This is a genomic window from Pantoea alfalfae, assembly GCF_019880205.1.
GTDB classification, from domain to species: domain Bacteria; phylum Pseudomonadota; class Gammaproteobacteria; order Enterobacterales; family Enterobacteriaceae; genus Pantoea; species Pantoea alfalfae.
Window position 1 is genome coordinate 1,263,955 of record NZ_CP082292.1, and the last position, 24,207, is coordinate 1,288,161.

Sequence of the window (24,207 nt, forward strand, 5' to 3'; positions counted from 1 at the left end):
AGCAGAACATCACAATTTAATGCATGGCCCCATCCTGACGCCTTCATTTGAGTGCCTGAGACCAGGCCGGAATGGTGAGTAACGTATGACAGATTTGACCACGCATGATCTCGCTCAGCCTCTATGGCAAACCCGTGATCACCTTGATGACCCGGTGATCGGCGAGTTGCGTAACCGTTTTGGGCCGGATGCCTTCACTGTTCAGCCAACCCGTACCGGTATCCCGGTGGTGTGGGTGAAGCGTGAACAGATACTGGAAATTATCGAGTTCCTGCGTAAATTACCCAAGCCTTACGTCATGCTGTATGACCTGCATGGCGTGGATGAGCGTTTACGTACCCACCGTACAGGCCTGCCTGCGGCGGATTTCTCCGTTTTCTACCACCTGCTGTCGATTGAACGCAACCGCGACATCATGCTCAAGGTGGCACTCTCAGAAAACGACATGCATCTGCCGACCATTACCCGTCTTTTCCCGAATGCCAACTGGTATGAGCGTGAAACCTGGGAGATGTTTGGTATCACCTTTGATGGCCACCCGCATCTGACGCGCATCATGATGCCGTCAACCTGGGAAGGCCATCCGCTGCGTAAAGATTACCCGGCGCGTGCCACTGAATTCGATCCTTTCACGCTGACCAGGCAGAAAGAAGATTTAGAGATGGAGGCGCTGACCTTTAAGCCTGAAGACTGGGGTATGAAACGTAGTACCACTAACGAAGACTTCATGTTCCTGAACCTCGGGCCTAACCACCCGTCGGCGCACGGTGCGTTCCGCATCATTCTGCAGCTGGATGGTGAAGAGATTGTCGACTGCGTGCCTGACATCGGTTATCACCACCGTGGTGCTGAAAAGATGGGCGAGCGTCAGTCGTGGCACAGCTACATTCCTTACACTGACCGCATCGAGTACCTCGGCGGCTGCGTAAACGAGATGCCGTACGTACTGGCGGTGGAAAAACTGGCCGGTATCGTGGTGCCCGATCGCGTTAACGTGATCCGCGTGATGCTCTCTGAGCTGTTCCGCATCAACAGCCACCTGCTTTATATCTCCACCTTTATTCAGGACGTCGGGGCCATGACGCCGGTGTTCTTTGCCTTTACCGACCGTCAGAAAATCTATGACGTGGTTGAGGCGATTACCGGTTTCCGTATGCACCCGGCGTGGTTCCGTATCGGTGGCGTCGCGCATGACCTGCCGCGAGGCTGGGAACGTCTGCTGCGTGACTTCCTCGACTGGATGCCAAAGCGTCTTAAAGAGTATGACAAAGCGGCACTGCGCAACAGCGTACTTATTGGCCGCTCCAAAGGCGTTGCCGCTTACAACATGGAAGAGGCGCTGGCGTGGGGCACTACCGGTGCTGGTCTGCGTGCGACAGGTCTCGACTTTGACGTACGTAAATGGCGTCCATACTCCGGCTACGAAAACTTCGATTTTGAAATCCCGGTTGGCGACGGCGTCAGCGATGCTTACAGCCGCGTCATGCTGAAAATGGAAGAGATGTGGCAATCGCTGCGCATTCTTGAGCAGTGTCTCAACAACATGCCAGAGGGGCCGTTTAAAGCGGATCATCCGCTGACCACGCCGCCACCTAAAGAGCGCACGCTGCAGCACATTGAAACGCTGATCACACACTTCCTGCAGGTGTCGTGGGGGCCGGTTATGCCTGCCAATGAATCGTTCCAGATGATTGAAGCGACGAAAGGGATCAACAGCTACTACCTGACCAGCGATGGCAGCACCATGAGCTACCGCACCCGCGTGCGTACGCCGAGCTTCCCGCATCTGCAGCAGATTCCTTCCGTAATCCGTGGCAGCCTGGTATCCGACCTGATCGTATATCTGGGTAGTATCGATTTTGTTATGTCAGACGTGGACCGCTAATTATGCACGATCAACACATTGCCATTAAAACGATCGACCCTAACGAGGTCTTCGTGCTGAGCGCGGAAGAGCATCACGCTATTGAGCACGAAAAACACCATTACGAAGACGCGCGTGCAGCCTCAATTGAAGCGCTGAAGATCGTGCAGAAACAGCGCGGCTGGGTGCCGGACGGTGCAATCAACGCGATTGCCGAAGTCCTGGGTATCCCGGCAAGTGATGTTGAAGGTGTGGCGACATTTTATAGCCAGATTTTCCGTCAGCCGGTGGGTCGTCATGTGATCCGTTACTGTGACAGCGTGGTCTGTCATATCACTGGTTATCAGGGCATCCAGTCAGCACTGGAACAGCAACTGAATATCAAACCGGGTCAGACCACGGCTGATGGCCGCTTTACGCTGCTGCCAACCTGCTGTCTGGGCAACTGCGACAAGGGCCCAACGATGATGGTGGATGAAGACACGCATGTGCATCTGACGCCGGAAGGCATCCCTGGTTTACTGGAGCAGTATCAATGACAATTAAACAGATCATTCGTACTGCTGAAACCCATCCGCTGACCTGGCGGATGCGTGACGACAAGCAACCTGTCTGGCTTGATGAATACCGCAGCAAAAACGGCTATGCCGGTGCGGAAAAAGCGCTGAAAAGCATGTCGCAGGATGAAATCGTCGCAGCAGTGAAAGATTCCGGCCTGAAAGGGCGCGGCGGTGCAGGCTTCTCTACCGGTCTGAAGTGGAGCCTGATGCCGAAAGATGAGTCGATGAACATCCGCTACCTGCTGTGTAACGCTGATGAGATGGAGCCGGGCACCTATAAAGACCGCCTGCTGATGGAGCAGATGCCTCACCAGCTGGTGGAAGGAATGCTGATCAGCGCCTTTGCGCTGAAGGCTTACCGTGGCTATATCTTCTTACGTGGCGAATACATTGAAGCCGCGGTGCATCTGCGTCGTGCGATTGCTGAAGCGACGGAAGCGGGCTATATCGGTAAAAATATTCTGGGTACCGGCTTCGACTTTGAGCTGATTGTTCACACCGGCGCAGGTCGTTATATCTGCGGCGAAGAGACGGCACTGATTAACTCACTGGAAGGCCGTCGTGCTAACCCGCGTTCCAAGCCGCCATTTCCGGCGAGTGCGGGCGCGTGGGGCAAACCGACCTGCGTGAACAACGTGGAAACCCTCTCCAACGTCCCGGCGATTCTGGCCAATGGCGTCGAGTGGTACAAAAACATCTCTAAAAGCGAAGATGCCGGTACCAAAATGATGGGCTTCTCCGGACGGGTGAAAAATCCTGGCGTCTGGGAGCTGCCATTCGGTATCACCGCGCGTGAAATTCTTGAAGATTATGCGGGTGGCATGCGTGACGGGCTGAAGTTCAAAGCCTGGCAGCCTGGCGGCGCAGGAACCGACTTCCTGACCGACCAGCACCTGGATCTGCCGATGGAATTTGCCAGCATTGGTAAAGCGGGCAGCCGTCTGGGCACCGCACTGGCGATGGCGGTCGATCACGAAATCAATATGGTTTCGCTGGTGCGTAACCTGGAAGAGTTCTTTGCCCGTGAGTCGTGTGGCTGGTGTACGCCGTGTCGCGATGGCCTGCCGTGGAGCGTGAAAATTTTGCGTGCGCTGGAGCAGAAACAGGGTCAGCCAGGGGATATCGAAACCTTACTGCAACTCTGCCGTCAGCTTGGCCCGGGTAAAACCTTCTGCGCGCATGCGCCGGGTGCGGTTGAGCCGCTACAGAGTGCGATTAAATATTTCCGTGAAGAGTTTGAAGCTGGCATGGCACCGCAGGTGTTTGGCAATACCCGCGCTATTGGTGGGATCCAGCCAAATCTGCTGAAAGCGCGCTGGTAATTCACCGCATCACACGGAACAGGCCTGGTGCCGCCGCCCCGACAATGTCGTGCGTCGGGGCAAGAATATGATTAACGCTCGTCTCTGACGAGCCTTACGGAAGCATGTCACTATGGCTACAATTCATGTAGACGGTAAAGAGTATGATGTGAACGGAGCGGACAACCTGCTACAGGCGTGTCTCTCTCTGGGCCTTGATATTCCTTACTTTTGCTGGCATCCGGCGCTGGGAAGCGTTGGGGCCTGCCGCCAGTGTGCGGTAAAGCAATTCCAGAATGCCGAAGATACCCGCGGCCGTCTTGTCATGTCCTGCATGACGCCGGCCTCTGACGGCACATTCATCTCCATCGATGATGGCGAAGCGAAAGAGTTCCGCGAAAGCGTGGTGGAGTGGCTGATGACCAACCACCCGCACGACTGCCCGGTGTGTGAAGAGGGCGGTAACTGTCACCTGCAGGATATGACAGTGATGACCGGCCACAGCTTCCGTCGCTATCGCTTCACTAAGCGTACTCACCGTAATCAGGATCTCGGCCCGTTCATCTCTCATGAGATGAACCGCTGTATCGCCTGTTACCGCTGCGTGCGCTACTACAAAGATTATGCCGATGGCAAAGATCTGGGTGTCTACGGCGCGCACGACAACGTCTACTTCGGTCGCCCGGAAGATGGCACGCTGGAGAGCGAATTCTCCGGCAACCTGGTTGAAATTTGCCCGACCGGCGTCTTCACCGATAAAACGCACTCCGAACGCTATAACCGTAAATGGGATATGCAGTTTGCACCGAGCATCTGTCAGCAGTGCAGCGTCGGCTGTAACACCAGCCCGGGTGAGCGTTATGGTGAGTTACGCCGTATTGAAAACCGCTATAACGGTACCGTAAACCACTACTTCCTGTGTGACCGTGGCCGCTTTGGCTATGGCTACGTGAACCGCAAAGATCGCCCACGTCAGCCGATGCTGCTGCGCGGCAACGACTGGGTCACGCTGAACGCAGAGCAGGCGGTCAACGCCGGAGCAGATTTGCTGCGTCAGGCGAAGAAAGTGATCGGTATTGGCTCGCCGCGCGCCAGCATTGAAAGTAACTTCGCCCTTCGTGAACTGGTGGGTGCAGAGAACTTCTCAACCGGCATGCCAGCGGATGAGCAGGCCCGTCTTGAACTCATGCTGAAAGTCCTGCGCGAGGGCGGAATCTATACGCCATCGCTGCGTGAAATTGAAAGCTACGATGCGGTGCTGGTACTGGGTGAAGACCTGACACAGGTGGGTGCTCGTGTGGCACTCTCTGTGCGCCAGGCAGTAAAAGGCAAAGCGCGTGATATGGCCGCTGCGCAGAAAGTCGCAGACTGGCAGATCGCCGCCATCATGAACATCGGTCAGAACGCGAAACATCCGCTGTTTGTTACCCACGTTGATGAAACCCGTCTGGATGATATCGCGGCATGGAGCTATCGTGCACCGGTTGAAGATCAGGCGCGCCTCGGCTTCGCTATCGCCAGTGCGCTGGATGAATCTGCGCCTGCAGTCACCGATTTCGACAGCAAACTCAGCGGGAAAATGGATGTTGTCGTTCAGGCGCTGGCCGGCGCGAAAAAGCCATTAATTATCTCCGGAACTCACTCAGGCAGCAGCGCAGTCATTGAAGCCGCTGCTAACGTGGCGAAAGCCCTCAAGGCACGTGGTGCAGATGTCGGCATTACCCTGCTGGCGGGTCACGCGAACAGCATCGGGCTGGGCATGATTGGCGGCAATCCGCTGGAGCAGGCGCTGGAGCAGCTGAGCAACGGTGAAGCTGATGCCCTGGTAGTGCTGGAAAATGACCTTTATCGCCATGCGCCGAAAGCGCTGGTGGATGCGGCGCTGGCTCAGACCACTAACGTGATTGTGGTGGATCATCAGCGTACCCCAACGCTGGAGAAAGCGGGTCTGGTGCTCTCAACCGCCAGCTTCGCCGAAAGCGACGGTACCTCAATTAACCATGAAGGCCGCGCTCAGCGTTTCTTCCAGGTTTATGATCCTGCTTATTACGACAACAACATTGTGATGCTGGAGAGCTGGCGCTGGCTGCATTCACTGCACAGCACGCTGGAAAGCCGTCATGTGGACTGGACGCAGCTCGATCACGTGATCGATGCGGTAGTCACCCGTCTGCCACAGCTCGCGGGTATTAAAGAAGCCGCACCTGACGCCAGCTTCCGCATTCGCGGACAGAAACTGTCGCGTTCACCGCACCGTGCCAGTGGCCGTACCGCGGCGCGCGCGAATATCAGCGTGCACGAACCGCGTCAGCCGCAGGATCAGGACACGATGTTCGCCTTCTCAATGGAAGGGAACAATCAGCCAGGCGCACCGCGTTCACAGATTCCGTTTGCCTGGGCACCAGGCTGGAACTCACCACAGGCGTGGAACAAATTCCAGGCGGAAGTGGGCGGCAAACTGCGTCATGGCGATCCGGGCGTGCGCCTGTTTGAAGCCAGCTCGAGTGAGTTGCCGTGGTTTACGACCGTACCAAAAGCCTTTGTCAGTGATGCACAGTGGCGCGTGGCGCCTCTTCACCGGTTGTTCGGCAGCGAAGAGATGTCACAGCGTTCACCGATCTTCCAGCAGCGTATGGCTGAGCCTGCGCTGGTGATAAACCCGGAGGATGCGGCGAAGCTGGGCGTCAACAATGGTGCGGCGGTGGAGTTCAGCTGTGCCGGAGAGACAGTGCGTCTGCCGGTCCGTTTCTCGGCGTCACTGCAGGCGGGACAGATTGGTCTGCCGCTGGGAATGCCGGGCGTTCCACCATTCCTGGCGAACGGTAAAATCGACACTCTGCAGGAGGCAGCGCAATGAGCTGGTTAACACCGGACGTGATCGACATTCTGCTGGCCATTGTTAAAGCCATCGTGATTCTGCTGGTGGTGGTGGCCTGCGGCGCGTTCATGAGCTTCGCTGAGCGTCGTCTGCTCGGCCTGTTCCAGAACCGTTATGGGCCAAACCGCGTAGGCTGGGGCGGTTCGCTCCAGCTGGTGGCGGACATGATCAAAATGTTCTTCAAAGAGGACTGGGTTCCGCCGTTTACCGACCGCTTTATCTTTACCCTTGCGCCGGTTATCGCCTTTGTTTCACTGCTACTGGCCTTTGCTATCGTGCCGGTTTCGCCAACCTGGATGGTAACAGACCTGAATATCGGTCTGCTGTTCTTCCTGATGATGGCGGGCCTTGCGGTCTACGCAGTGCTGTTTGCCGGCTGGTCGAGTAATAACAAATACTCGCTGCTGGGTGCGATGCGCGCCTCGGCACAGACCCTGAGCTATGAAGTGTTCCTGGGGCTGTCGCTGATGGGTGTGGTAGCGCAGGCGGGCTCGTTCAATATGAACGATATCGTCAACAGCCAGACGCATCTGTGGAACATCATTCCGCAGTTCTTCGGCTTCGTGACCTTCTGTATTGCGGGCGTGGCGGTGTGTCACCGTCATCCGTTTGACCAGCCAGAAGCGGAGCAGGAACTGGCGGACGGCTACCACATTGAATATGCCGGTATGAAGTTCGGTCTGTTCTTTGTTGGCGAATATGTGGCGATTACCACCGTTTCAGCGCTGATCGTAACGCTGTTCTTTGGTGGCTGGCACGGCCCATTCCTGCCGCCGTTCATCTGGTTCGCCCTGAAAACGGCGTTCTTTATGATGATGTTCATCCTGATTCGTGCTGCGCTTCCGCGTCCGCGCTACGACCAGGTGCTGTCATTCGGCTGGAAAGTGTGTCTGCCGTTGACGCTGTTGAACCTGCTGGCGACTGCCGCAGTGATTCTCTACACAGCGCCGTAAGGGGTTAACAAATGACTTTGAAAGATATTGTCGTAGGCTTTGGCACGACAGTTCGCAGTATCTGGCTGATCGGGCTGCACGCCTTCGCCAAACGTGAAACTCAGATGTATCCGGAAGAGCCGGTTTATCTGCCACCACGCTATCGTGGCCGTATCGTGTTAACCCGCGATCCGGATGGTCAGGAGCGTTGCGTCGCCTGTAACCTGTGTGCGGTTGCCTGTCCGGTTGGCTGTATCTCGCTGCAGAAAGCAGAAACCAAAGATGGCCGCTGGTACCCGGAGTTCTTCCGAATCAACTTCTCACGCTGCATCTTCTGCGGCATGTGTGAAGAAGCCTGTCCGACCACGGCGATTCAGCTGACTCCCGATTTCGAACTGGGTGAGTTTAAGCGTCAGGATCTGGTGTATGAGAAGGACGATCTGCTGATTTCGGGGCCGGGTAAATATCCGGAGTACAACTTCTACCGCATGGCAGGTATGGCGATTGACGGTAAAGATAAGGGCGAAGCAGAAAACGAAGCGAAGCCTATCGACGTCAAAGGCTTATTACCTTAAGGAGCAAGGCATGGAATTTGCGTTTTATCTTTGCGGACTGGTGGCGGTGCTGACGACGTTGCGCGTCATTACCCACACTAATCCGGTACATGCATTGCTGTACCTGATCGTTTCGCTGTTATCGATCGCGGGCGTCTTCTTCTCAATGGGAGCCTATTTTGCCGGTGCGCTGGAGATCATCGTTTACGCTGGGGCCATCATGGTGCTGTTCGTCTTCGTGGTCATGATGCTGAACCTGGGCAAACAGACTGAGAAGCAGGAGCGTGAGTGGCTCAGTCCGTCGCTGTGGATTGGTCCGGGCATCGTTTCGTTACTACTGCTGGTGGTAATGATCTACGCCATTCTGACGGCGAATGACCAGGGCATTGATGGCACCATCATCGACGCTAAAGCGGTCGGCATCAGCCTGTTTGGTCCTTACGTACTGGCGGTCGAACTGGCCTCTATGCTGCTGCTGGCGGGTCTGGTCGTGGCGTTCCATATCGGTCGTGAAGAGCGTCAGGGCGAAGTCCTGAGTAACCGCAATGCTGATGCCGCTCAGGTGAAAAAGGAGAACGCATGATCCCGTTACAACATGGATTGATTCTTGCTGCCGTGCTGTTTGTCCTTGGATTGACGTCGCTGGTGATACGCCGCAATCTGCTGTTTATGCTGATCGGCCTTGAAATCATGATCAACGCCGCCGCTTTAGCTCTGGTGGTTGCCGGGAGCTACTGGGGTCAGGCCGATGGACAGGTGATGTATATCCTGGCGATCAGCCTGGCGGCAGCGGAAGCCAGTATTGGTCTGGCACTGCTGCTTCAGCTCTATCGTCGTCGTCAGACGCTGAACATTGATACTGTGAGCGAGATGCGCGGATGAATCTTCTCTATTTAACTGTCTTGTTTCCGCTGATCGGCTTTCTGCTGTTAGCGTTTTCCCGCGGTCGCTGGTCTGAGAACCTGTCGGCCACGGTAGGTATGGGATCGGTGGGTCTGGCCGCACTGACGACGGCGTTGATCGGTTTCGAGTTCTTCGCCAGTGGTCAGCAAGCTTATACTCAGTCACTCTGGACCTGGATGCATGTCGGCAACTTCGACATGAAGGTGAACCTGACGCTGGATGGCCTGTCGCTGACCATGCTGTCGGTGGTGACCGGCGTCGGCTTCTTCATTCATATGTTTGCCTCCTGGTACATGCGTGGAGAAGAGGGCTACTCCCGCTTCTTCGCCTATACCAACCTGTTTATCGCCAGCATGGTTATTCTGGTGCTGGCCGATAACCTGATGCTGATGTATCTGGGCTGGGAAGGGGTAGGGCTCTGCTCTTATCTGCTGATCGGTTTCTATTACAGCAATCCGGAAAACGGCAAAGCGGCGATGAAAGCGTTCATCATCACCCGCGTGGGCGACGTCTTCCTGGCATTTGGCTTGTTCATTCTCTACAACGAGCTGGGCACGCTGAACTTCCGCGAGATGATGGAGCTGGCTCCTGCGCACTTTGCCGCAGATAACCATATGCTGCAGTGGGCAACGCTGATGCTGCTGGGTGGCGCGGTCGGTAAATCGGCACAGCTGCCGTTACAGACCTGGCTGGCAGATGCGATGGCCGGTCCGACACCGGTTTCAGCACTTATCCACGCCGCGACCATGGTGACGGCAGGTGTTTACCTGATTGCCCGCAGCCACGGTCTCTTCCTGCTGACGCCGGAAGTGCTGCATCTGGTCGGCATCATCGGGTCAATTACCCTGGTGCTGGCAGGCTTTGCCGCGCTGGTGCAGACCGACATCAAACGCGTTCTCGCTTACTCCACCATGAGCCAGATTGGCTATATGTTCCTGGCGCTGGGTGTTCAGGCGTGGGATGCGGCGATTTTCCATCTGATGACGCACGCCTTCTTTAAAGCGTTACTGTTCCTCTCTTCGGGTTCAGTGATTCTGGCCTGCCATCACGAACAGAACATCTTTAAAATGGGTGGCCTGCGTAAGAGCATTCCGCTGGTCTACACCTGCTTCCTGGTAGGCGGCGCGGCACTGGCGGCACTGCCGCTGATTACGGCGGGCTTCTACAGTAAAGATGAGATTCTGTTTGGCGCACTGGCTAACGGTCACATCAATCTGATGGTCGCGGGTCTGGTGGGGGCGTTCCTGACCTCTATCTATACCTTCCGCATGATCTTCATTGTGTTCCATGGCGAAGAGAAAATTCATGCGCACGCAGGTAAAGGCATTACCCATCATCTGCCGCTGATTGTGCTGCTGCTGCTCTCCACCTTTATTGGTGCGCTGATCACGCCACCGCTGGCAGGTGTACTGCCAGCCAGCGAGTTCGGTGAAGCGGGCAAAGTGGGACTGGAAATCACCTCGGGCGTGGTCGCGATCGTTGGCATTCTGATCGCTGCCGCGCTGTGGCTGGGCAAACGTGAGCTGGTTACCCGCATTGCAAACAGTGCGCCAGGCCGTTTCTTCGGCACCTGGTGGTTTGCGGCCTGGGGCTTTGACTGGCTCTACGATAAAGTGTTCGTCAAACCTTACCTGGGTATTGCGTGGCTGCTGAAGCGCGATCCACTGAATGGTCTGATGAACCTGCCTGCGCTGCTGTCACGCATTGCCAACAAAGGCCTGGTGGTCAGTGAGAATGGCTACCTGCGCTGGTACGTTGCGTCAATGAGCGTGGGTGCCGTGCTGGTGCTGGCTCTGCTGCTGGTGATTTAAAGATTGATGAGCGGGGCAGGTTAGCTAATCTGCCCATTGAGAATGTCAAAAATTGTCCTGAGCAAGGGCGTTATCGTCGCGGCCAGTTTGGCTACCGCCAGCGCACAGCAACCGGAGCATACCGAGGTATGTGAGGATTGCGAGCACTATCGGGAAGCAAAATGGCAAGTAAGATAGCCCGAACTAAGACAAAGAAAAGGGAAGTGTGCCGTGTTATTACCTTGGCTAATTATCATACCCTTCGTCGGTGGTCTGATCTGCTGGCTCACTGAGCGCCTTGGCGCGAAGGTGCCACGCTGGATCGCGCTGATCACCATGGGGCTGACGTTGGCGCTTTCACTGCAACTCTGGTTGCAGGGAGGCTATTCACTGACGCAGGCAGCGGGTATTCCGCAGTGGCAGTCAAGTTTCTCCGTTCCGTGGATCCCACGCTTCGGCATCAGCTTCCATTTAGCCATTGATGGCCTGTCACTGCTGATGGTAGTGCTGACCGGTCTGCTCGGTCTGATGGCGGTGCTCTGTTCCTGGAATGAGATCTCAAAGTATCAGGGCTTCTTCCATCTGAACCTGATGTGGATTCTGGGCGGCGTAATCGGTGTGTTCCTTTCCATCGACCTGTTCCTGTTCTTCTTCTTCTGGGAAATGATGCTGGTGCCGATGTACTTCCTCATCGCGCTCTGGGGTCATAAAGCATCGGACGGCAAAACCCGTATCTCCGCCGCGACCAAATTCTTCATCTATACCCAGGCTTCAGGTCTGGTGATGCTGATTGCGATTCTGGGCCTGGTATTTGTTCACTACAACGCGACCGGCGTCTGGACATTCAACTACGAACAACTGCTACAGACACCAATGTCGAGCGGTGTTGAATATCTGCTGATGCTGGGCTTCTTTATCGCCTTTGCGGTCAAGATGCCGGTGGTGCCTTTGCACGGCTGGCTGCCGGATGCACACAGTCAGGCGCCAACAGCCGGTTCTGTCGACCTGGCGGGTATCCTGCTGAAAACCGCGGCTTACGGCTTACTGCGTTTCAGCCTGCCGCTGTTCCCGAACGCGTCAGCCGAGTTTGCGCCCATCGCCATGTGGTTAGGCATCATCGGTATCTTCTACGGTGCCTGGATGGCCTTCTCGCAGACCGATATCAAACGTCTGATTGCGTACACCTCGATTTCGCACATGGGCTTTGTGCTAATTGCCATCTACACCGGCAGCCAGCTGGCGCTGCAGGGTGCGGTGATTCAGATGATTGCGCACGGTCTCTCCGCTGCTGCACTCTTCATTCTGTGTGGTCAGTTGTATGAGCGTCTGCATACCCGTGATATGCGTCAGATGGGTGGCCTGTGGTCGCGCATCAAATGGATTCCGGGTCTGTCGCTGTTCTTTGCTGTCGCCAACCTCGGTATGCCGGGCACCGGTAACTTCGTCGGTGAATTTATGATTCTGACCGGCAGCTTCCAGGTGGTGCCGATGATTATTATCATCGCGACCTTTGGTCTGGTGTTCGCCTCCGTATACTCGCTGGTGATGATGCAGCGCGCTTACTACGGCGAAGCGAAATCGAAAGATCCGCTGCCAGGCATGTCACCGCGTGAGTTTATGACCATCGGTGTTCTGGTGGTGCTGCTGGTGCTGCTGGGCGTCTATCCACAGCCGATTCTGGATACTTCGCACGCTGCCATGAGCAATATTCAGCAGTGGTTTACCGCTTCAATTTCAACTACAAGGCCGTAATTCGCCATGACAATAACTCCTCACCAATTGATTGCGTTGCTACCGCTGTTAATCGTCGGATTGACGGTGGTGGTTGTGATGCTGTCCATTGCCTGGCGACGCAACCACTTCGTTAACGCCACGCTAACGGTAGTTGGCCTGAACCTGGCGCTGCTCTCGCTTTACTTTGTCGGTCAGGTCGGGGCGATGGATGTCACGCCGCTGCTGCGCGTCGATGGCTATTCGATGTTCTACACCGCGCTGGTAATGCTGGCGAGTCTGGCAACCTGCACCTTTGCCTATCCGTGGCTGGCAGGCTATCCCGACAACAAAGATGAGTTCTATCTGCTGGTGCTGATTGCGGCGCTCGGTGGCATCGTACTGGCCAGCGCTAACCATCTGGCCTCGCTGTTCATCGGCATTGAACTGCTATCACTGCCGTTGTTTGGTCTGATTGGCTACGCTTTCCGCCAGAAACGTTCGCTGGAAGCGGCGCTGAAATATACCATTCTTTCTGCGGCGGCCTCATCGTTCCTGCTGTTTGGTATTGCACTGATCTACGCTGACTCCGGTAACCTGAGCTTTGTGGCGCTGGGTCAGAGCCTGACAGACAGTATGATCCACGAGCCACTGCTGCTGGTGGGTCTGGGCATGATGATCATCGGTCTGGGCTTTAAGCTCTCACTGGTGCCGTTCCACCTCTGGACGCCCGATGTCTATCAGGGTGCGCCTGCGCCGGTTTCAACCTTCCTGGCCACTGCCAGCAAGATTGCCATCTTCGGTGTCATCATGCGTCTGTTCATGTATGCGCCGGTGACCGACAGCGAAGCGGTGCGCACGGTGCTGGCCATGATCGCCTTCGTGTCGATTCTGTTCGGTAACCTGATGGCGATTTCGCAGAGCAACATCAAGCGTCTGCTGGGCTACTCCTCTATCGCCCATCTCGGTTATCTGCTGGTCGCGCTGATTGCGGTGAAAGATCATCAGCTGTCGCTGGAAACCTCGGGTGTATACCTGGCGGGTTATCTGTTCAGCAGCCTGGGTGCCTTTGGTGTGGTGAGCCTGATGTCCAGCCCGTATCGTGGCCCGGATGCCGACTCGCTCTACTCCTATCGTGGTCTGTTCTGGCATCGTCCTATCCTGTCAGCCGTGATGACGGTGATGATGTTGTCGCTGGCGGGTATCCCGATGACGCTGGGCTTTATCGGTAAATTCTACGTTATCGCATCAGGTGTGAGTGCGCACCTGTGGTGGCTGACCGGAGCTGTGGTTGCGGGTAGTGCGATTGGCCTCTACTACTATCTGCGCGTGACGGTGAGTCTCTATCTCAGCCCGCCGGAACTGCATACCCGTGATACTCCGGCTAACTGGGCATTTACGGCTGGTGGTGTGGTCGTGCTGATCTCCGCCATTCTGGTGCTGCTGTTAGGGGTTTATCCGCAGCCGCTGATCAGACTGGTGCAGATGGCACAGCCACTGATGTAAGCAGCTGACTGCAAGTGATGAATCAGGCCTTCGGGCCTGATTTTTTTTGCCTGTCAGACGCCGTGACCAGCAGGTGCTGGCGACACCGCACTGATGTAGAGTGTGTGGTTTAAAGGAGAGACGATGAACATTGACTGGCAGGATAAACATCATAGTGGACTCACCGCCCCGGAACTCTATGCGCTGCTGGCGCTGCGCAGCGCCGTGTTCGTAGTCGAACAGCAGTGTGCTTACCTTGATGTGGATGGCAAAGATTTGGAGGCGGAAAACCGGCATCTGCTGGGCATGGCGGATGACCAGCTGGTGGCCTATGCGCGCCTTCTCTCTCCGATTGATGAAAACAGCCCGGTAAAAATTGGACGGGTAATTGTATCAGATCGGGTTCGCGGTGCGCGGCTGGGCAATCGTCTGATGGAGCAGGCGATCAGCAGCTGTCAGCAGCACTGGCCGGGTCGTGACATGTTTCTCTCCGCTCAGGCGCATCTGGAAAACTTCTATGAGCAGCATGGATTTGTGGCGACAGGGGAGAGTTATCTGGAAGATGGTATCCCACACGTCGATATGCTGAAGAAGGCGCCGTAAAAACGCGAGGCCTGAGCCTCGTCTCATACAGCTGACAAACTCAAATCAGGGTGCAACTGGCAGCGATGGATTAGTTCAATACGCAGGGGATATGGTCAGAAGAGGAAAGCGTCCCGCGCCATGGACGGCGCAGGCCCAGCGAGGCAGGGATTGGCGTAAGCGACTTTCCGATCTGACCATGTTTCCTGCACTGGCTTGGTCTCACAGCTAACCGGGCCACACTTTGTCATTAATCTCAGGCGAGGCCTGAGCCTCGCCTGTTTACATCAACCCACCGTCATCTGGCGGTCATCAACATATTTGCGCTGATCCGGCGCAGGCGGGAAATACTGATAAAGCCAGGTTTCACTCAGCGTCTCATCCTTGCTGCGCAGGAACAGACGCATCTCAACCGGCTGGGTGGAATCGCTGTTCGGATACCAGTCAAACAGGATGCGGTAACCCTTGAGCGGATCGACATACAGAATTTCAACCTGCTTCATACTGCCCGATGAGACAGTAATCACCGGCTCAATGCCTTTCGGCGCAGCGGCCTGCAGATCACCACCAATAAAATCGATGGCGAAGCGACGGCACCAGGTTTCAGGGAAGTGCTCGCCAGGCGCCCAGCCTTCCGGGAAGCCACCGATACCGGTACGGGTAGCATCCACGCGCGCCAGACCGCTTCGTACTGGCGGCAGACCACTCCAGTAAAGCTTGTAGGAGAAGTTCAGCTCGCTGCCCGCTTTGACTGGTTCAGCCGGTTGCCAGAAGCAGACCACGTTATCCAGCGTTTCACCGGTTGTCGGGATCTCCATCAGGTTGATCGCGCCTTTGCCCCACTTGCCGACCGGCTCAACCCACAGGCTCGGACGTTTGTCATACCAGCCGATCACATCCTGATAATCTTTGAAGTCGTGATTCAGCTGCAGCAGGCCAAAGCCACGCGGATTCTCATCTTCATAGGCGTTGAACTGCAGACGCTGCGGATTATTCAGCGGGCGGGCAATCCATTCGCCTTTACCGGTCCACATCGCCAGACGGTCGGAGTCATGGATCTGCGGATGGTAGGTATTGCACATGCGACGCTCGTTGGTACCACAGCTGAACATGCTGGTCATCGGTGAGATGCCGATCTGACGGATCTCTTTACGGGCAAACAGGTGGTTTTCTACTTCCATCACCACACGTTTCTCTTCGCAGTGGATGATGAACTTATAGGCACCGGTAAGGCTGGCACCATCCAGCAGGGCGTAACAGGTGAAGGTGGTATCTTCCGCCTTTGGCGTTTCAAACCAGAAGGCAGTGAAGTCCGGAAACTCTTCCTGACCGTTGCTGAAAGTGTTAATCGCCACACCACGCGCCGAGAGACCGTACTGGAAGGTATCGTCCACGGCACGGAAGTAGCTTGCGCCGAGGAAAGAGACGATGTCGCGACGGGTCAGCTCCGGCTTTTTAAAGGCGCGGAAACCGGCGAAGCCGAGGTCAGTTTTGCCCTCCAGCTGCTTTGTATCAACGTGCGCATTGTTGTAGTTGAACAGCTCGGGGCGGAAATGAATCTCGCGCGCCTCGCGGCTTGCGCCATCAACAGAGAACATACGGATGCGACGCTTAAAGCCCATACCGACATGGAAGAACTGCACATCCAGCTGACGGTCGGGCAGGTTATTCCACAGCGAGTGGTTAGCGTCATACTGAATTTCGTTGTACGCCTGCGGGGTCAGTGTAGCCAGCGTCTCCGGCAACGCGCCTAGCGCACCGCCCCAGGGTTTTTTCGCCAGCGCGGCCGCATTTTTCTTCAGTACGTCAAAATCGAAGCGTACGGCGGTGCCGTCAGCAATGCCATCTTCTGCCCATGCTGATTGCGCAAACAGCGTTGACAGGCCGGTCATGCCGCTGACGGCGGAGAAGGCCATTGACGCTTTCATAAACATTCTTCGATTCATGCCAGAGATCATTCCTTAGCTGTTCGAGGGTGTCGTGACTGTCGTGCAAAATGCACTTTCATGGCCCGATAATCACAGGCAACAGAGGGGTACGACAGTAGGGTTACTGGAAAATTCAGTCCCGACAAAATTTATCAGATTAATCAAAGAAGCGAAGCGAAATTCGGTGGTTGCCGTGGCGTCTTACATTTCTTTGCGCAGCGAAACGGCGCACCGCCTGAACTGAGCAACTTTAGCAGATGAAAAATCAGGTGATTCCTGGAGCAGGAAAACAGCAGAGCGCCAGATTATGACTATAGTTAATGAACTGCTTTGCAATTCACACGGAGGAAATGATGGTAAATCAGACAAATCAATTCGAATCGGGCCTCGATGACGATATTGCGTTACTGACCGAAACCCTTGAAGAAGTGCTTAAGGCATCAGGCGATCCGGCCGATCAGAAGTATATTGAGCTAAAAAGCAAAGCTGAACAGGCGCTGAACGATGTGAAATCCCGTGTCAGCCAGGCGTCAGATAGTTACTACTATCGCGCTAAACAGGCGGCTTACCGCGCTGACGATTACGTGCATGAAAAACCGTGGCAGGGCGTCGGTATTGGTGCAACTGCCGGTCTGGTGCTTGGTCTGCTGCTGGCGCGTCGCTAATCGCGACCTGCTCACACAGTTGTAGCAGACAAACGTAGTAAAAAACGGCGGGGAAATCCCGCCGTTTTTGTGGGTCTCTCACTATCCTGAATACTCTCATCTGAGTCATACAATCCTGCTCCACCCTCTGACTTTCAGGCGCTACGTGCTGCCTCCGCCGCAACAATCATAATCGCGGGTAATGCCGATTGTGTTTCCCGGGTGGACTTCATACAGTGAAGCAAACGTGAAAAGGAGGATCCGATGTGATTAGAATAGAGATGCTGTCAACCGGGGATGAGGTGCTGCATGGCCAAATCGTCGACACCAATGCAGCCTGGCTGGCGGATACGTTGTTCCAGCAGGGTTTACCCATGACCAGTCGCACCACGGTAGGCGATTCACTCGAGTCGCTGATCGCCACGCTGCAGGCGCGCAGTCATGAGGCCGATGTGCTGATAGTCAATGGCGGCCTGGGGCCAACCAGTGACGATCTCAGCGCGCTGGCTGCCGCGCATGCCTGTGGCGTAGAACTGGCAATGCAGCAGGACTGGCTGGAACAGATGGAAGCCTGGTTCGCCAGTCGCGGACGGATAATGGCGGCCAGCAATCGCAAACAGGCTGAAATTCCGGCCAATGCGGAGCTGATTGATAATCCCGTCGGAACCGCCTGTGGTTTTGCCCTGCAACTTAATCGCTGCTGGATGTTCTTCACGCCTGGCGTGCCGTCTGAATTTAAAGTGATGGTGGAGCAGCAGATCATTCCCCGTCTGAAAGCCAAATTCTCGCCCCCCGAGCCGCCGGTTTGCCTGCGACTGACGACCTTTGGTCGCGGTGAAAGCGATATTGCCGCTGAACTGGAGCCGCTGGCGTTGCCGGAAGGCGTGGTGATGGGGTATCGCTCATCGATGCCGATTATTGAGATCAAACTTACCGGCCCGGCCAGTCAGCGGGTAGCGATGGAGCAGGTGTGGCAGCAGGTGCGTCTGCTGCTGGCGGAGTGCACCATTTTTGAAGGCACCGAAGGTCTGCCCGCCCTGCTGGCCCGCGAGCTGGAGCAGCGCGGTGAACAACTGGCAGTCAGCGAGCAATACACCGCCGGTCTGCTTTACTGGCAGCTGGCTACCGCCAGCGTGCCGTTGCGTGGTGCTGACATTCTGCCACCACAGCAGGAGACGCTGGAGCAACAGGTGAACCGCACCCGTGATTTTGCCGCGCAGCAGCAGGCAGCGCTGGCACTCTCTGTTGGCAGCCTTGAGCAGGAGGAGATTTCGGTGGCGCTGCATACGCCGGATGGCAGCTTTGGTCAGCGCGTGAAGTTCAGTACCGGTCGCCATAATCTGGAGACGCGGCAGAAGGTGGTGGCAATGATGGCGATGAACATGCTGCGCCGCTGGTTACACGGCAGTGAAGTCAGCACCGGTCACGGCTGGATTGATGTGGTTGAAACTGTCAGACAGTAATATCAGTGAAAATAAAACGGGCGCCTGAGGCGCCCGTCTTGTATGTGACTGCGAATTAACCCCATACAGCGTCATTCTCGCAGCAATAAATTAGCTCAAAGCGCAGGGAACACGGGCAGAGGAGGAAAGCGTCCCGCGCCTGGGACTAAAACGCCGGGAGCGTTTTTGAACAACGCAACGCGTTGGTCCGGCTACGGGCGCACCTCAGGGATGAGGTGCGTACTAAAAACGCCGGGAGCGTTTTTGAACAACGCAACGCGTTGGCCCGGCTACGGGCGCACCTCAGGGATGAGGTGCGTACTAAAAACGCCGGGAGCGTTTTTGAACAACGCAACGCGTTGGCCCGTTTACGGGCGCACCTCAGGGATGAGGTGCGTAATCGCGCGGGACGAGCTGTCAGGGATGACGCTTTTTGCGTCTTTCCGATCTGACCGTGTTCCCTAAGCTGACTCGATCTCACAGCAAATCAAGCCAGACTTATTCCACCTCAGTTATAACTCCAGCTCAATCTCGCCTTTGGCTTTGCAGCAGCAGGGCAGGATCTCATCCTGCTGCACAAAGGCCAGCGGCCGCTGTGGATAATGCACTTCGCCTTTCAGCAGCCGCATCCGGCAGGAGCCGCAGTAACCTTCGCGGCACTGAAACTCCACGCAGAGATTGTTGGCTTCCAGCAGCGTCAGCAGATTGGTATGCTCGTCTGTGCATTCCAGCCGGGTGCCGGAACTGCGCAGAATAACAACGTCACGGCTCATGATTAAAGCTGGAAGTCGTCGAAGTCGTTAGCGCCCACTTCAGAGTCGATCTGACCGACCAGGTAAGAGCTCACTTCCACTTCCTGCGGCGCGACCTGAACGTTATCAGACACCAGCCACGAGTTGATCCAGGGAATCGGGTTAGAGCGCGTCTGGAAGGGCAGGTCAAGACCCACCGCCTGCATACGGATATTGGTGATGTACTCAATATACTGGCAGAGAATGTCTTTGTTCAGGCCGATCATAGAGCCGCCGCTGAACAGATATTCTGCCCACTCTTTCTCCTGCAGCGCCGCCTTCTTAAACAGCTCGAAGCACTCTTCACGGCACTCTGCTGCAATCTCTTTCATCTCTGGATCGTCTTCACCGCTGCGCAGCAGGTTCAGCATATGCTGAGTGCCGGTCAGGTGCAGCGCTTCATCGCGAGCAATCAGTTTGATGATTTTTGCGTTACCTTCCATCAGCTCACGCTCAGCAAAAGCGAATGAACAGGCGAAGCTGACATAGAAACGGATTGCTTCCAGCGCATTGACGCTCATCAGGCAAATATAGAGCTGCTTCTTCAGGGCGCGCAGGCTGACCACAACCTGCTTGCCGTTGACCTGATGCGTGCCTTCGCCCAGCTGATGCCAGTAGTTAGTCATCTCAATCAGGTCGTCGTAATAACGTGAGATATCCTGGGCACGCGCCAGAATCTGTTCATTGGTAACGATATCGTCAAACACTACCGCCGGATCGTTAACGATGTTACGGATGATATGGGTGTATGAACGAGAGTGAATCGTCTCAGAGAACGCCCAGGTTTCAATCCAGGTTTCCAGCTCAGGAATTGAGATCAGCGGCAGCAGGGCAACGTTCGGGCTGCGACCCTGAATCGAATCCAGCAGCGTCTGATACTTCAGGTTGCTGATGAAGATATGCTTTTCGTGATCCGGCAGTGCCTGGTAGTCGATACGGTCGCGTGAGACATCCACCTCTTCCGGACGCCAGAAGAAGGAGAGCTGCTTTTCGATCAGCTTTTCAAAGATGTCATATTTCTGCTGGTCGAAGCGCGCCACGTTGACGGACTGACCGAAAAACATCGGCTCTTTCAGCTGATCATTTTTGTTCTGTGAGAAAGTAGAGTAAGCCATAAAAGTTGTCCAAAAGTAGACGAAGCCAGGCCTCGTGAAATGAATGAGGCGGGAGAGTCTCCCGCCTGACCATTAGATCTTACAGGCGCCGCTCTCGCAGCCATCATCCTGGATAGAAGGTGCCAGGTCATCCTGCGCATCTTCCGCACCGTCACGGGTGTTCTGATAGTAGAGCGTTTTCACGCCGAACTTGTACGCCGTCAGCAGATCTTTCAGCAGCTGTTTCATCGGCACTTTACCGTTGGCAAAGCGTGACGGATCGTAGTTGGTGTTGGACGAAATGGCCTGGTCGATGAATTTCTGCATCAGACCCACCAGTTGCAGGTAGCCATCGTTGTTAGGCATTTCCCACAGCAGCTCGTACTGATCTTTCAGACGCTCGTACTCCGGCACCACCTGACGCAGGATGCCATCTTTTGATGCTTTGATGCTGATGTGGCCACGTGGCGGCTCAATGCCATTGGTGGCATTGGAGATCTGCGACGAGGTTTCAGACGGCATCAGCGCGGACAGGGTCGAGTTGCGCAGGCCGTGCGTCTTGATCTCTTCACGCAGGCTCTCCCAGTCGAGATGCAGCGGTTCGTTGCTGATCGCGTCCAGGTCTTTCTTATAGGTATCGATCGGCAGAATGCCCTGTGCATAGGTGGTTTCATTGAACCACGGGCAGGCACCTTGCTCTTTCGCCAGCTCGTTTGACGCTTTCAGCAGGTAGTACTGAATCGCTTCAAACGTTTTGTGGGTCAGGCCATTAGCGCTGCCATCGGAGTAGCGCACACCGTGCTTCGCCAGATAGTAAGCGTAGTTGATGACGCCAATGCCCAGGGTACGACGACCCATGGCACCACGCTGTGCAGCCGGAATCGGGTAATCCTGATAATCGAGCAGGGCATCAAGGGCACGCACCGCCAGGGTAGCCAGCTCTTCCAAATCGTCGAGGCTTTCAATGGCGCCAAGGTTGAACGCAGAGAGCGTACACAGGGCGATCTCACCGTTTTCGTCGTTAACATCTTCCAGCGGTTTGGTCGGCAGGGCGATTTCCAGGCAGAGGTTAGACTGGCGAACCGGCGCGATGCGCGGATCAAACGGGCTGTGAGTGTTGCAGTGATCGACGTTCTGAATGTAGATACGGCCAGTTGAAGCACGTTCCTGCATCATCAGCGAGAAGAGATCGACCGCTTTAACACGCTGCTGACGGATGCTCTTATCCTGCTCATATTTGGTGTAAAGGCGCTCAAACTCATCCTGATCGGCGAAGAACGCGTCATACAGGCCAGGCACGTCAGACGGGCTGAACAGGGTGATGTCTTCGCCTTTCAGCAGGCGCTGATACATCAGCTTGTTGAGCTGAACGCCATAGTCCATGTGACGCACGCGGTTACCTTCAACACCACGGTTGTTTTTCAGCACCAGCAGACTTTCGATTTCGAGATGCCACATCGGGTAGAACAGCGTCGCTGCGCCGCCACGTACGCCGCCCTGAGAACAGGACTTCACTGCGGTCTGGAAATGCTTATAGAACGGAATACAGCCGGTGTGGAACGCTTCACCGCCGCGAATCGGGCTGCCCAGCGCACGGATACGACCGGCGTTGATGCCGATACCGGCACGCTGAGAGACATATTTCACAATTGCACTGGAGGTGGCGTTGATGGAGTCCAGGCTGTCGCCGCACTCGATTAGCACACAGGAACTGAACTGACGCGTCGGGGTACGCACGCCCGACATGATTGGCGTCGGCAGTGAGATTTTAAACGTGGAGATCGCATCATAGAAACGCTTGATGTAATCCATACGCGTGTCGCGCGGATAGCCAGAGAAGAGGCAGGCAGCGACCAGAATGTAGAGGAACTGCGCGCTCTCGTAGATTTCACCCGAGACGCGGTTCTGGACCAGATATTTGCCTTCCAGCTGCTTTACCGCTGCGTAGGAGAAGTTCATGTCACGCCAGTGGTCGAGAAACTCGTCCATCTGCGCGAACTCTTCCTGGCTGTAATCTTCCAGCAGGTGGCGATCATATTTGCCCATGTCGACCATCTTAACGACCTGGTCATAAAGCTTCGGCGGCTCAAACTGACCATACGCTTTTTTACGCAGGTGGAAGATTGCCAGGCGGGCAGCCAGGTACTGATAGTCAGGGGCATCGCGAGAGATGAGGTCTGCTGCGGCCTTGATGATGGTCTCATGAATGTCAGAGGTTCTGATGCCATCATAGAACTGAATGTGGGAGCGCAGCTCCACCTGTGACACTGAGACGTTGTTCAGCCCTTCAGCTGCCCAGTCCAGCACACGGTGAATTTTGTCGAGATCAATGCGCTCCTGGCGGCCATCGCGTTTAGTAACGAGCAGACTCTGGTTCATGTCGCGTTTTTACCTTTGCGTGAGTATCCAAAAATTAAAAGAAATCCCGGTTTATACACAGCCTATTCATTGTGAATAATGTGTGGATAAACACTACATCTAGGGGGTGATGAGAAAAGTCATAACTACATGGGGGCATATTTTAGTATTTTACGGCCGCTTAACAAGAGCAAAAAATGATGGCTGGAGGGGTTGTAATTCTTGCGAAATTTCTTAGCCCACGCCTTGTAAGGCCTGGCAACATGTCAACCAGATCACACTTTTTTTTCTAACTTTGATCGGACGCGTATTTCTTATTCAATCCTCCCTTTTCGGCCCTGCAGGGGAGGAAAAAAAGCGAAAAGAGACTACGTGCATGGGCCGTTGCAAGATGACGCGGACTGAAATCTGAGGCAGAAGAGAGTGGGTGAGACGTAACCCACTGGCAGATAACACTATGCCTCTGTTGCGGTTGGTTCCGGCGGCAGCAGGCGATGAAAAGCAGAAAGGGAAGGACAAGCCCGCCCTGATTCAGGCGGGCCGATCACTTATACGGCGCGGTGCGTGTGCACCATATAATTCACGTCAGTGCCGGGGGCCAGTTTGAAGCGATTGGTCAGCGGATTGTAGTGCAGGCCGATAATGTTACGTTCACGCAGCGTCGTTTCATCCACCCAGCCCAGCAGTTCGGAAGGACGGATAAACTTCTTCACGTCATGGGTGCCGCGCGGCAGCATGCGGAGCACATATTCCGCGCCAAAGATCGCCAGTAGCCAGGCTTTGGGATTGCGGTTTAGCGTAGAGAAAAAGACTTCGCCGCCGGGTTTGACCAGTTTCGCACAGGCGTGAATCACCGAGCGGGGATCCGGCACGTGCTCCAGCATCTCCATGCAGGTCACCACATCATATTTCCCTGCGTTCTGCTCCGCATGCTCTTCAACGGTCTGCTGAACGTAGTCCAGCGTGACGCCGCTCTCCAGAGCATGCAGACGCGCCACGGCCAGTGGTTCGGCACCCATATCCAGACCGGTCACAACTGCGCCTTCACGCGCCATGCTTTCGGATAAAATGCCGCCGCCGCATCCAACGTCGAGCACGGTTTTACCGAACAGGCCATTGCTGTGCTGCGCGATGTAGCCCAGGCGCAGGGGGTTGATACGGTGCAACGGTTTAAATTCACCCTCCAGATCCCACCAGCGTGAGGCAACGGCCTCAAACTTGGCAATTTCCTGCGCATCGACGTTATGCTGATGATTCTGCGGTTGTGCATTCATTGAATCGTAACTCCTGACAAAATGTGCCCACAGTATAAACGCTTAACCGCAGTTGGCACACCTTTCAGGGGCAATGAAAAGCAGGGGAAATCGGTGGTTAACGTTCACCAGAGCATT

Annotated in this window: 19 protein-coding genes; 14 read left to right on the forward strand and 5 right to left on the reverse strand. The window is 55.4% G+C overall.

Translation table 11 applies throughout. The features are described from left to right. Positions 1-85 precede the first annotated feature (85 nt). The 12 genes from nuoC to K6R05_RS06125 all read left to right on the forward strand — a co-directional run bounded on the left by nuoC (position 86) and on the right by K6R05_RS06125 (position 14,580). Positions 86-1,885, forward strand: coding sequence for an NADH-quinone oxidoreductase subunit C/D (gene nuoC, locus K6R05_RS06070; RefSeq protein WP_222925191.1), 1,800 nt, complete (start codon positions 86-88; stop codon positions 1,883-1,885). A gap of 2 nt (positions 1,886-1,887) precedes the next feature. Beyond that, positions 1,888-2,403, forward strand: a complete 516-nt coding sequence (nuoE, locus tag K6R05_RS06075; RefSeq protein ID WP_010258066.1) for an NADH-quinone oxidoreductase subunit NuoE — start codon at positions 1,888-1,890, stop codon at positions 2,401-2,403. A 2-nt stretch (positions 2,404-2,405) separates the two neighbouring features. Then, a complete protein-coding gene (gene nuoF / locus K6R05_RS06080; protein ID WP_029519446.1) occupies positions 2,406-3,746 on the forward strand; it encodes an NADH-quinone oxidoreductase subunit NuoF in 1,341 nt (446 codons plus the stop codon). Between the two features lie 112 nt (positions 3,747-3,858). Then, a complete protein-coding gene (gene nuoG / locus K6R05_RS06085; RefSeq protein ID WP_222925192.1) occupies positions 3,859-6,582 on the forward strand; it encodes an NADH-quinone oxidoreductase subunit NuoG in 2,724 nt (907 codons plus the stop codon). Beyond that, positions 6,579-7,556 carry an NADH-quinone oxidoreductase subunit NuoH gene (gene nuoH, locus K6R05_RS06090; protein WP_003854240.1) on the forward strand — a complete coding sequence of 326 codons (978 nt, stop codon included), beginning with the start codon at positions 6,579-6,581 and terminating at the stop codon, positions 7,554-7,556. The genes nuoG and nuoH overlap by 4 nt, the downstream gene beginning before the upstream one ends. Before the next feature lie 11 nt (positions 7,557-7,567). Next, complete coding sequence (nuoI, locus tag K6R05_RS06095) at positions 7,568-8,110, forward strand: NADH-quinone oxidoreductase subunit NuoI (RefSeq protein WP_003854239.1); 543 nt, start codon at positions 7,568-7,570, stop codon at positions 8,108-8,110. Between the two features lie 10 nt (positions 8,111-8,120). Beyond that, on the forward strand, positions 8,121-8,672 hold the full coding sequence (nuoJ, locus tag K6R05_RS06100; protein WP_003854237.1) for an NADH-quinone oxidoreductase subunit J: 552 nt from the start codon (positions 8,121-8,123) through the stop codon (positions 8,670-8,672). After that, on the forward strand, positions 8,669-8,971 hold the full coding sequence (gene nuoK / locus K6R05_RS06105) for an NADH-quinone oxidoreductase subunit NuoK (RefSeq protein WP_003854236.1): 303 nt from the start codon (positions 8,669-8,671) through the stop codon (positions 8,969-8,971). Before nuoJ ends, nuoK begins: the two co-directional genes overlap by 4 nt. After that, entirely contained in the window at positions 8,968-10,803 is a 1,836-nt protein-coding gene (gene nuoL / locus K6R05_RS06110) for an NADH-quinone oxidoreductase subunit L (protein WP_222925193.1), read from the forward strand. The genes nuoK and nuoL overlap by 4 nt, the downstream gene beginning before the upstream one ends. A 210-nt stretch (positions 10,804-11,013) precedes the next feature. Then, a complete protein-coding gene (gene nuoM, locus K6R05_RS06115; protein WP_161733362.1) occupies positions 11,014-12,534 on the forward strand; it encodes an NADH-quinone oxidoreductase subunit M in 1,521 nt (506 codons plus the stop codon). A gap of 6 nt (positions 12,535-12,540) precedes the next feature. Beyond that, positions 12,541-13,998, forward strand: a complete 1,458-nt coding sequence (gene nuoN / locus K6R05_RS06120; RefSeq protein ID WP_003854230.1) for an NADH-quinone oxidoreductase subunit NuoN — start codon at positions 12,541-12,543, stop codon at positions 13,996-13,998. Between the two features lie 123 nt (positions 13,999-14,121). Further along, positions 14,122-14,580, forward strand: a complete 459-nt coding sequence (locus K6R05_RS06125) for a GNAT family N-acetyltransferase (protein ID WP_222925194.1) — start codon at positions 14,122-14,124, stop codon at positions 14,578-14,580. A 266-nt stretch (positions 14,581-14,846) separates the two neighbouring features. Here the strand turns inward: K6R05_RS06125 and K6R05_RS06130 are convergent, their stop codons facing one another. Continuing rightward, positions 14,847-16,505 (reverse strand): glucan biosynthesis protein D, encoded by a 1,659-nt coding sequence (locus K6R05_RS06130; protein ID WP_222925195.1) that lies wholly within the window; start codon positions 16,503-16,505, stop codon positions 14,847-14,849. Positions 16,506-16,840: 335 nt separating this feature from the next. Here K6R05_RS06130 and elaB point away from each other — a divergent pair, with 335 nt between their 5' ends. Both elaB and K6R05_RS06140 read left to right on the forward strand, forming a co-directional pair. Further along, entirely contained in the window at positions 16,841-17,152 is a 312-nt protein-coding gene (elaB, locus tag K6R05_RS06135; protein ID WP_003854223.1) for a stress response protein ElaB, read from the forward strand. A gap of 245 nt (positions 17,153-17,397) precedes the next feature. Further along, on the forward strand, positions 17,398-18,594 hold the full coding sequence (locus K6R05_RS06140) for a nicotinamide mononucleotide deamidase-related protein YfaY (RefSeq protein ID WP_222925196.1): 1,197 nt from the start codon (positions 17,398-17,400) through the stop codon (positions 18,592-18,594). 491 nt (positions 18,595-19,085) lie between these two features. On the opposite strand, the gene yfaE is transcribed toward K6R05_RS06140, so the two are convergent. From yfaE to ubiG, 4 genes are all read right to left on the reverse strand, one after another. Further along, positions 19,086-19,346 (reverse strand): class I ribonucleotide reductase maintenance protein YfaE, encoded by a 261-nt coding sequence (yfaE, locus tag K6R05_RS06145; RefSeq protein WP_010258095.1) that lies wholly within the window; start codon positions 19,344-19,346, stop codon positions 19,086-19,088. 2 nt (positions 19,347-19,348) lie between these two features. After that, a complete protein-coding gene (nrdB, locus tag K6R05_RS06150) occupies positions 19,349-20,479 on the reverse strand; it encodes a class Ia ribonucleoside-diphosphate reductase subunit beta (protein ID WP_161733354.1) in 1,131 nt (376 codons plus the stop codon). Between the two features lie 72 nt (positions 20,480-20,551). Next, positions 20,552-22,837: a class 1a ribonucleoside-diphosphate reductase subunit alpha gene (nrdA, locus tag K6R05_RS06155; RefSeq protein ID WP_013358562.1), complete on the reverse strand. Its 2,286-nt coding sequence runs from the start codon at positions 22,835-22,837 to the stop codon at positions 20,552-20,554. 527 nt (positions 22,838-23,364) lie between these two features. Continuing rightward, entirely contained in the window at positions 23,365-24,090 is a 726-nt protein-coding gene (gene ubiG, locus K6R05_RS06160) for a bifunctional 2-polyprenyl-6-hydroxyphenol methylase/3-demethylubiquinol 3-O-methyltransferase UbiG (protein WP_090959232.1), read from the reverse strand. Between the last annotated feature and the right edge of the window lie 117 nt (positions 24,091-24,207).

Excerpts from the sequence above, each read along its gene's own strand:
- nuoC (WP_222925191.1), top strand. The coding sequence starts at position 86 with ATGACAGATTTGACCACGCATGATCTCGCTCAGCCTCTATGGCAAACC.
- nuoE (WP_010258066.1), top strand. The coding sequence starts at position 1,888 with ATGCACGATCAACACATTGCCATTAAAACGATCGACCCTAACGAGGTC.
- nuoG (WP_222925192.1), top strand. The coding sequence starts at position 3,859 with ATGGCTACAATTCATGTAGACGGTAAAGAGTATGATGTGAACGGAGCG.
- nuoH (WP_003854240.1), top strand. The coding sequence starts at position 6,579 with ATGAGCTGGTTAACACCGGACGTGATCGACATTCTGCTGGCCATTGTT.
- nuoI (WP_003854239.1), top strand. The coding sequence starts at position 7,568 with ATGACTTTGAAAGATATTGTCGTAGGCTTTGGCACGACAGTTCGCAGT.
- nuoJ (WP_003854237.1), top strand. The coding sequence starts at position 8,121 with ATGGAATTTGCGTTTTATCTTTGCGGACTGGTGGCGGTGCTGACGACG.
- nuoK (WP_003854236.1), top strand. The coding sequence starts at position 8,669 with ATGATCCCGTTACAACATGGATTGATTCTTGCTGCCGTGCTGTTTGTC.
- nuoL (WP_222925193.1), top strand. The coding sequence starts at position 8,968 with ATGAATCTTCTCTATTTAACTGTCTTGTTTCCGCTGATCGGCTTTCTG.
- nuoN (WP_003854230.1), top strand. The coding sequence starts at position 12,541 with ATGACAATAACTCCTCACCAATTGATTGCGTTGCTACCGCTGTTAATC.
- K6R05_RS06125 (WP_222925194.1), top strand. The coding sequence starts at position 14,122 with ATGAACATTGACTGGCAGGATAAACATCATAGTGGACTCACCGCCCCG.
- K6R05_RS06130 (WP_222925195.1), bottom strand. The coding sequence starts at position 16,505 with ATGAATCGAAGAATGTTTATGAAAGCGTCAATGGCCTTCTCCGCCGTC.
- elaB (WP_003854223.1), top strand. The coding sequence starts at position 16,841 with ATGGTAAATCAGACAAATCAATTCGAATCGGGCCTCGATGACGATATT.
- yfaE (WP_010258095.1), bottom strand. The coding sequence starts at position 19,346 with ATGAGCCGTGACGTTGTTATTCTGCGCAGTTCCGGCACCCGGCTGGAA.
- nrdB (WP_161733354.1), bottom strand. The coding sequence starts at position 20,479 with ATGGCTTACTCTACTTTCTCACAGAACAAAAATGATCAGCTGAAAGAG.
- nrdA (WP_013358562.1), bottom strand. The coding sequence starts at position 22,837 with ATGAACCAGAGTCTGCTCGTTACTAAACGCGATGGCCGCCAGGAGCGC.
- ubiG (WP_090959232.1), bottom strand. The coding sequence starts at position 24,090 with ATGAATGCACAACCGCAGAATCATCAGCATAACGTCGATGCGCAGGAA.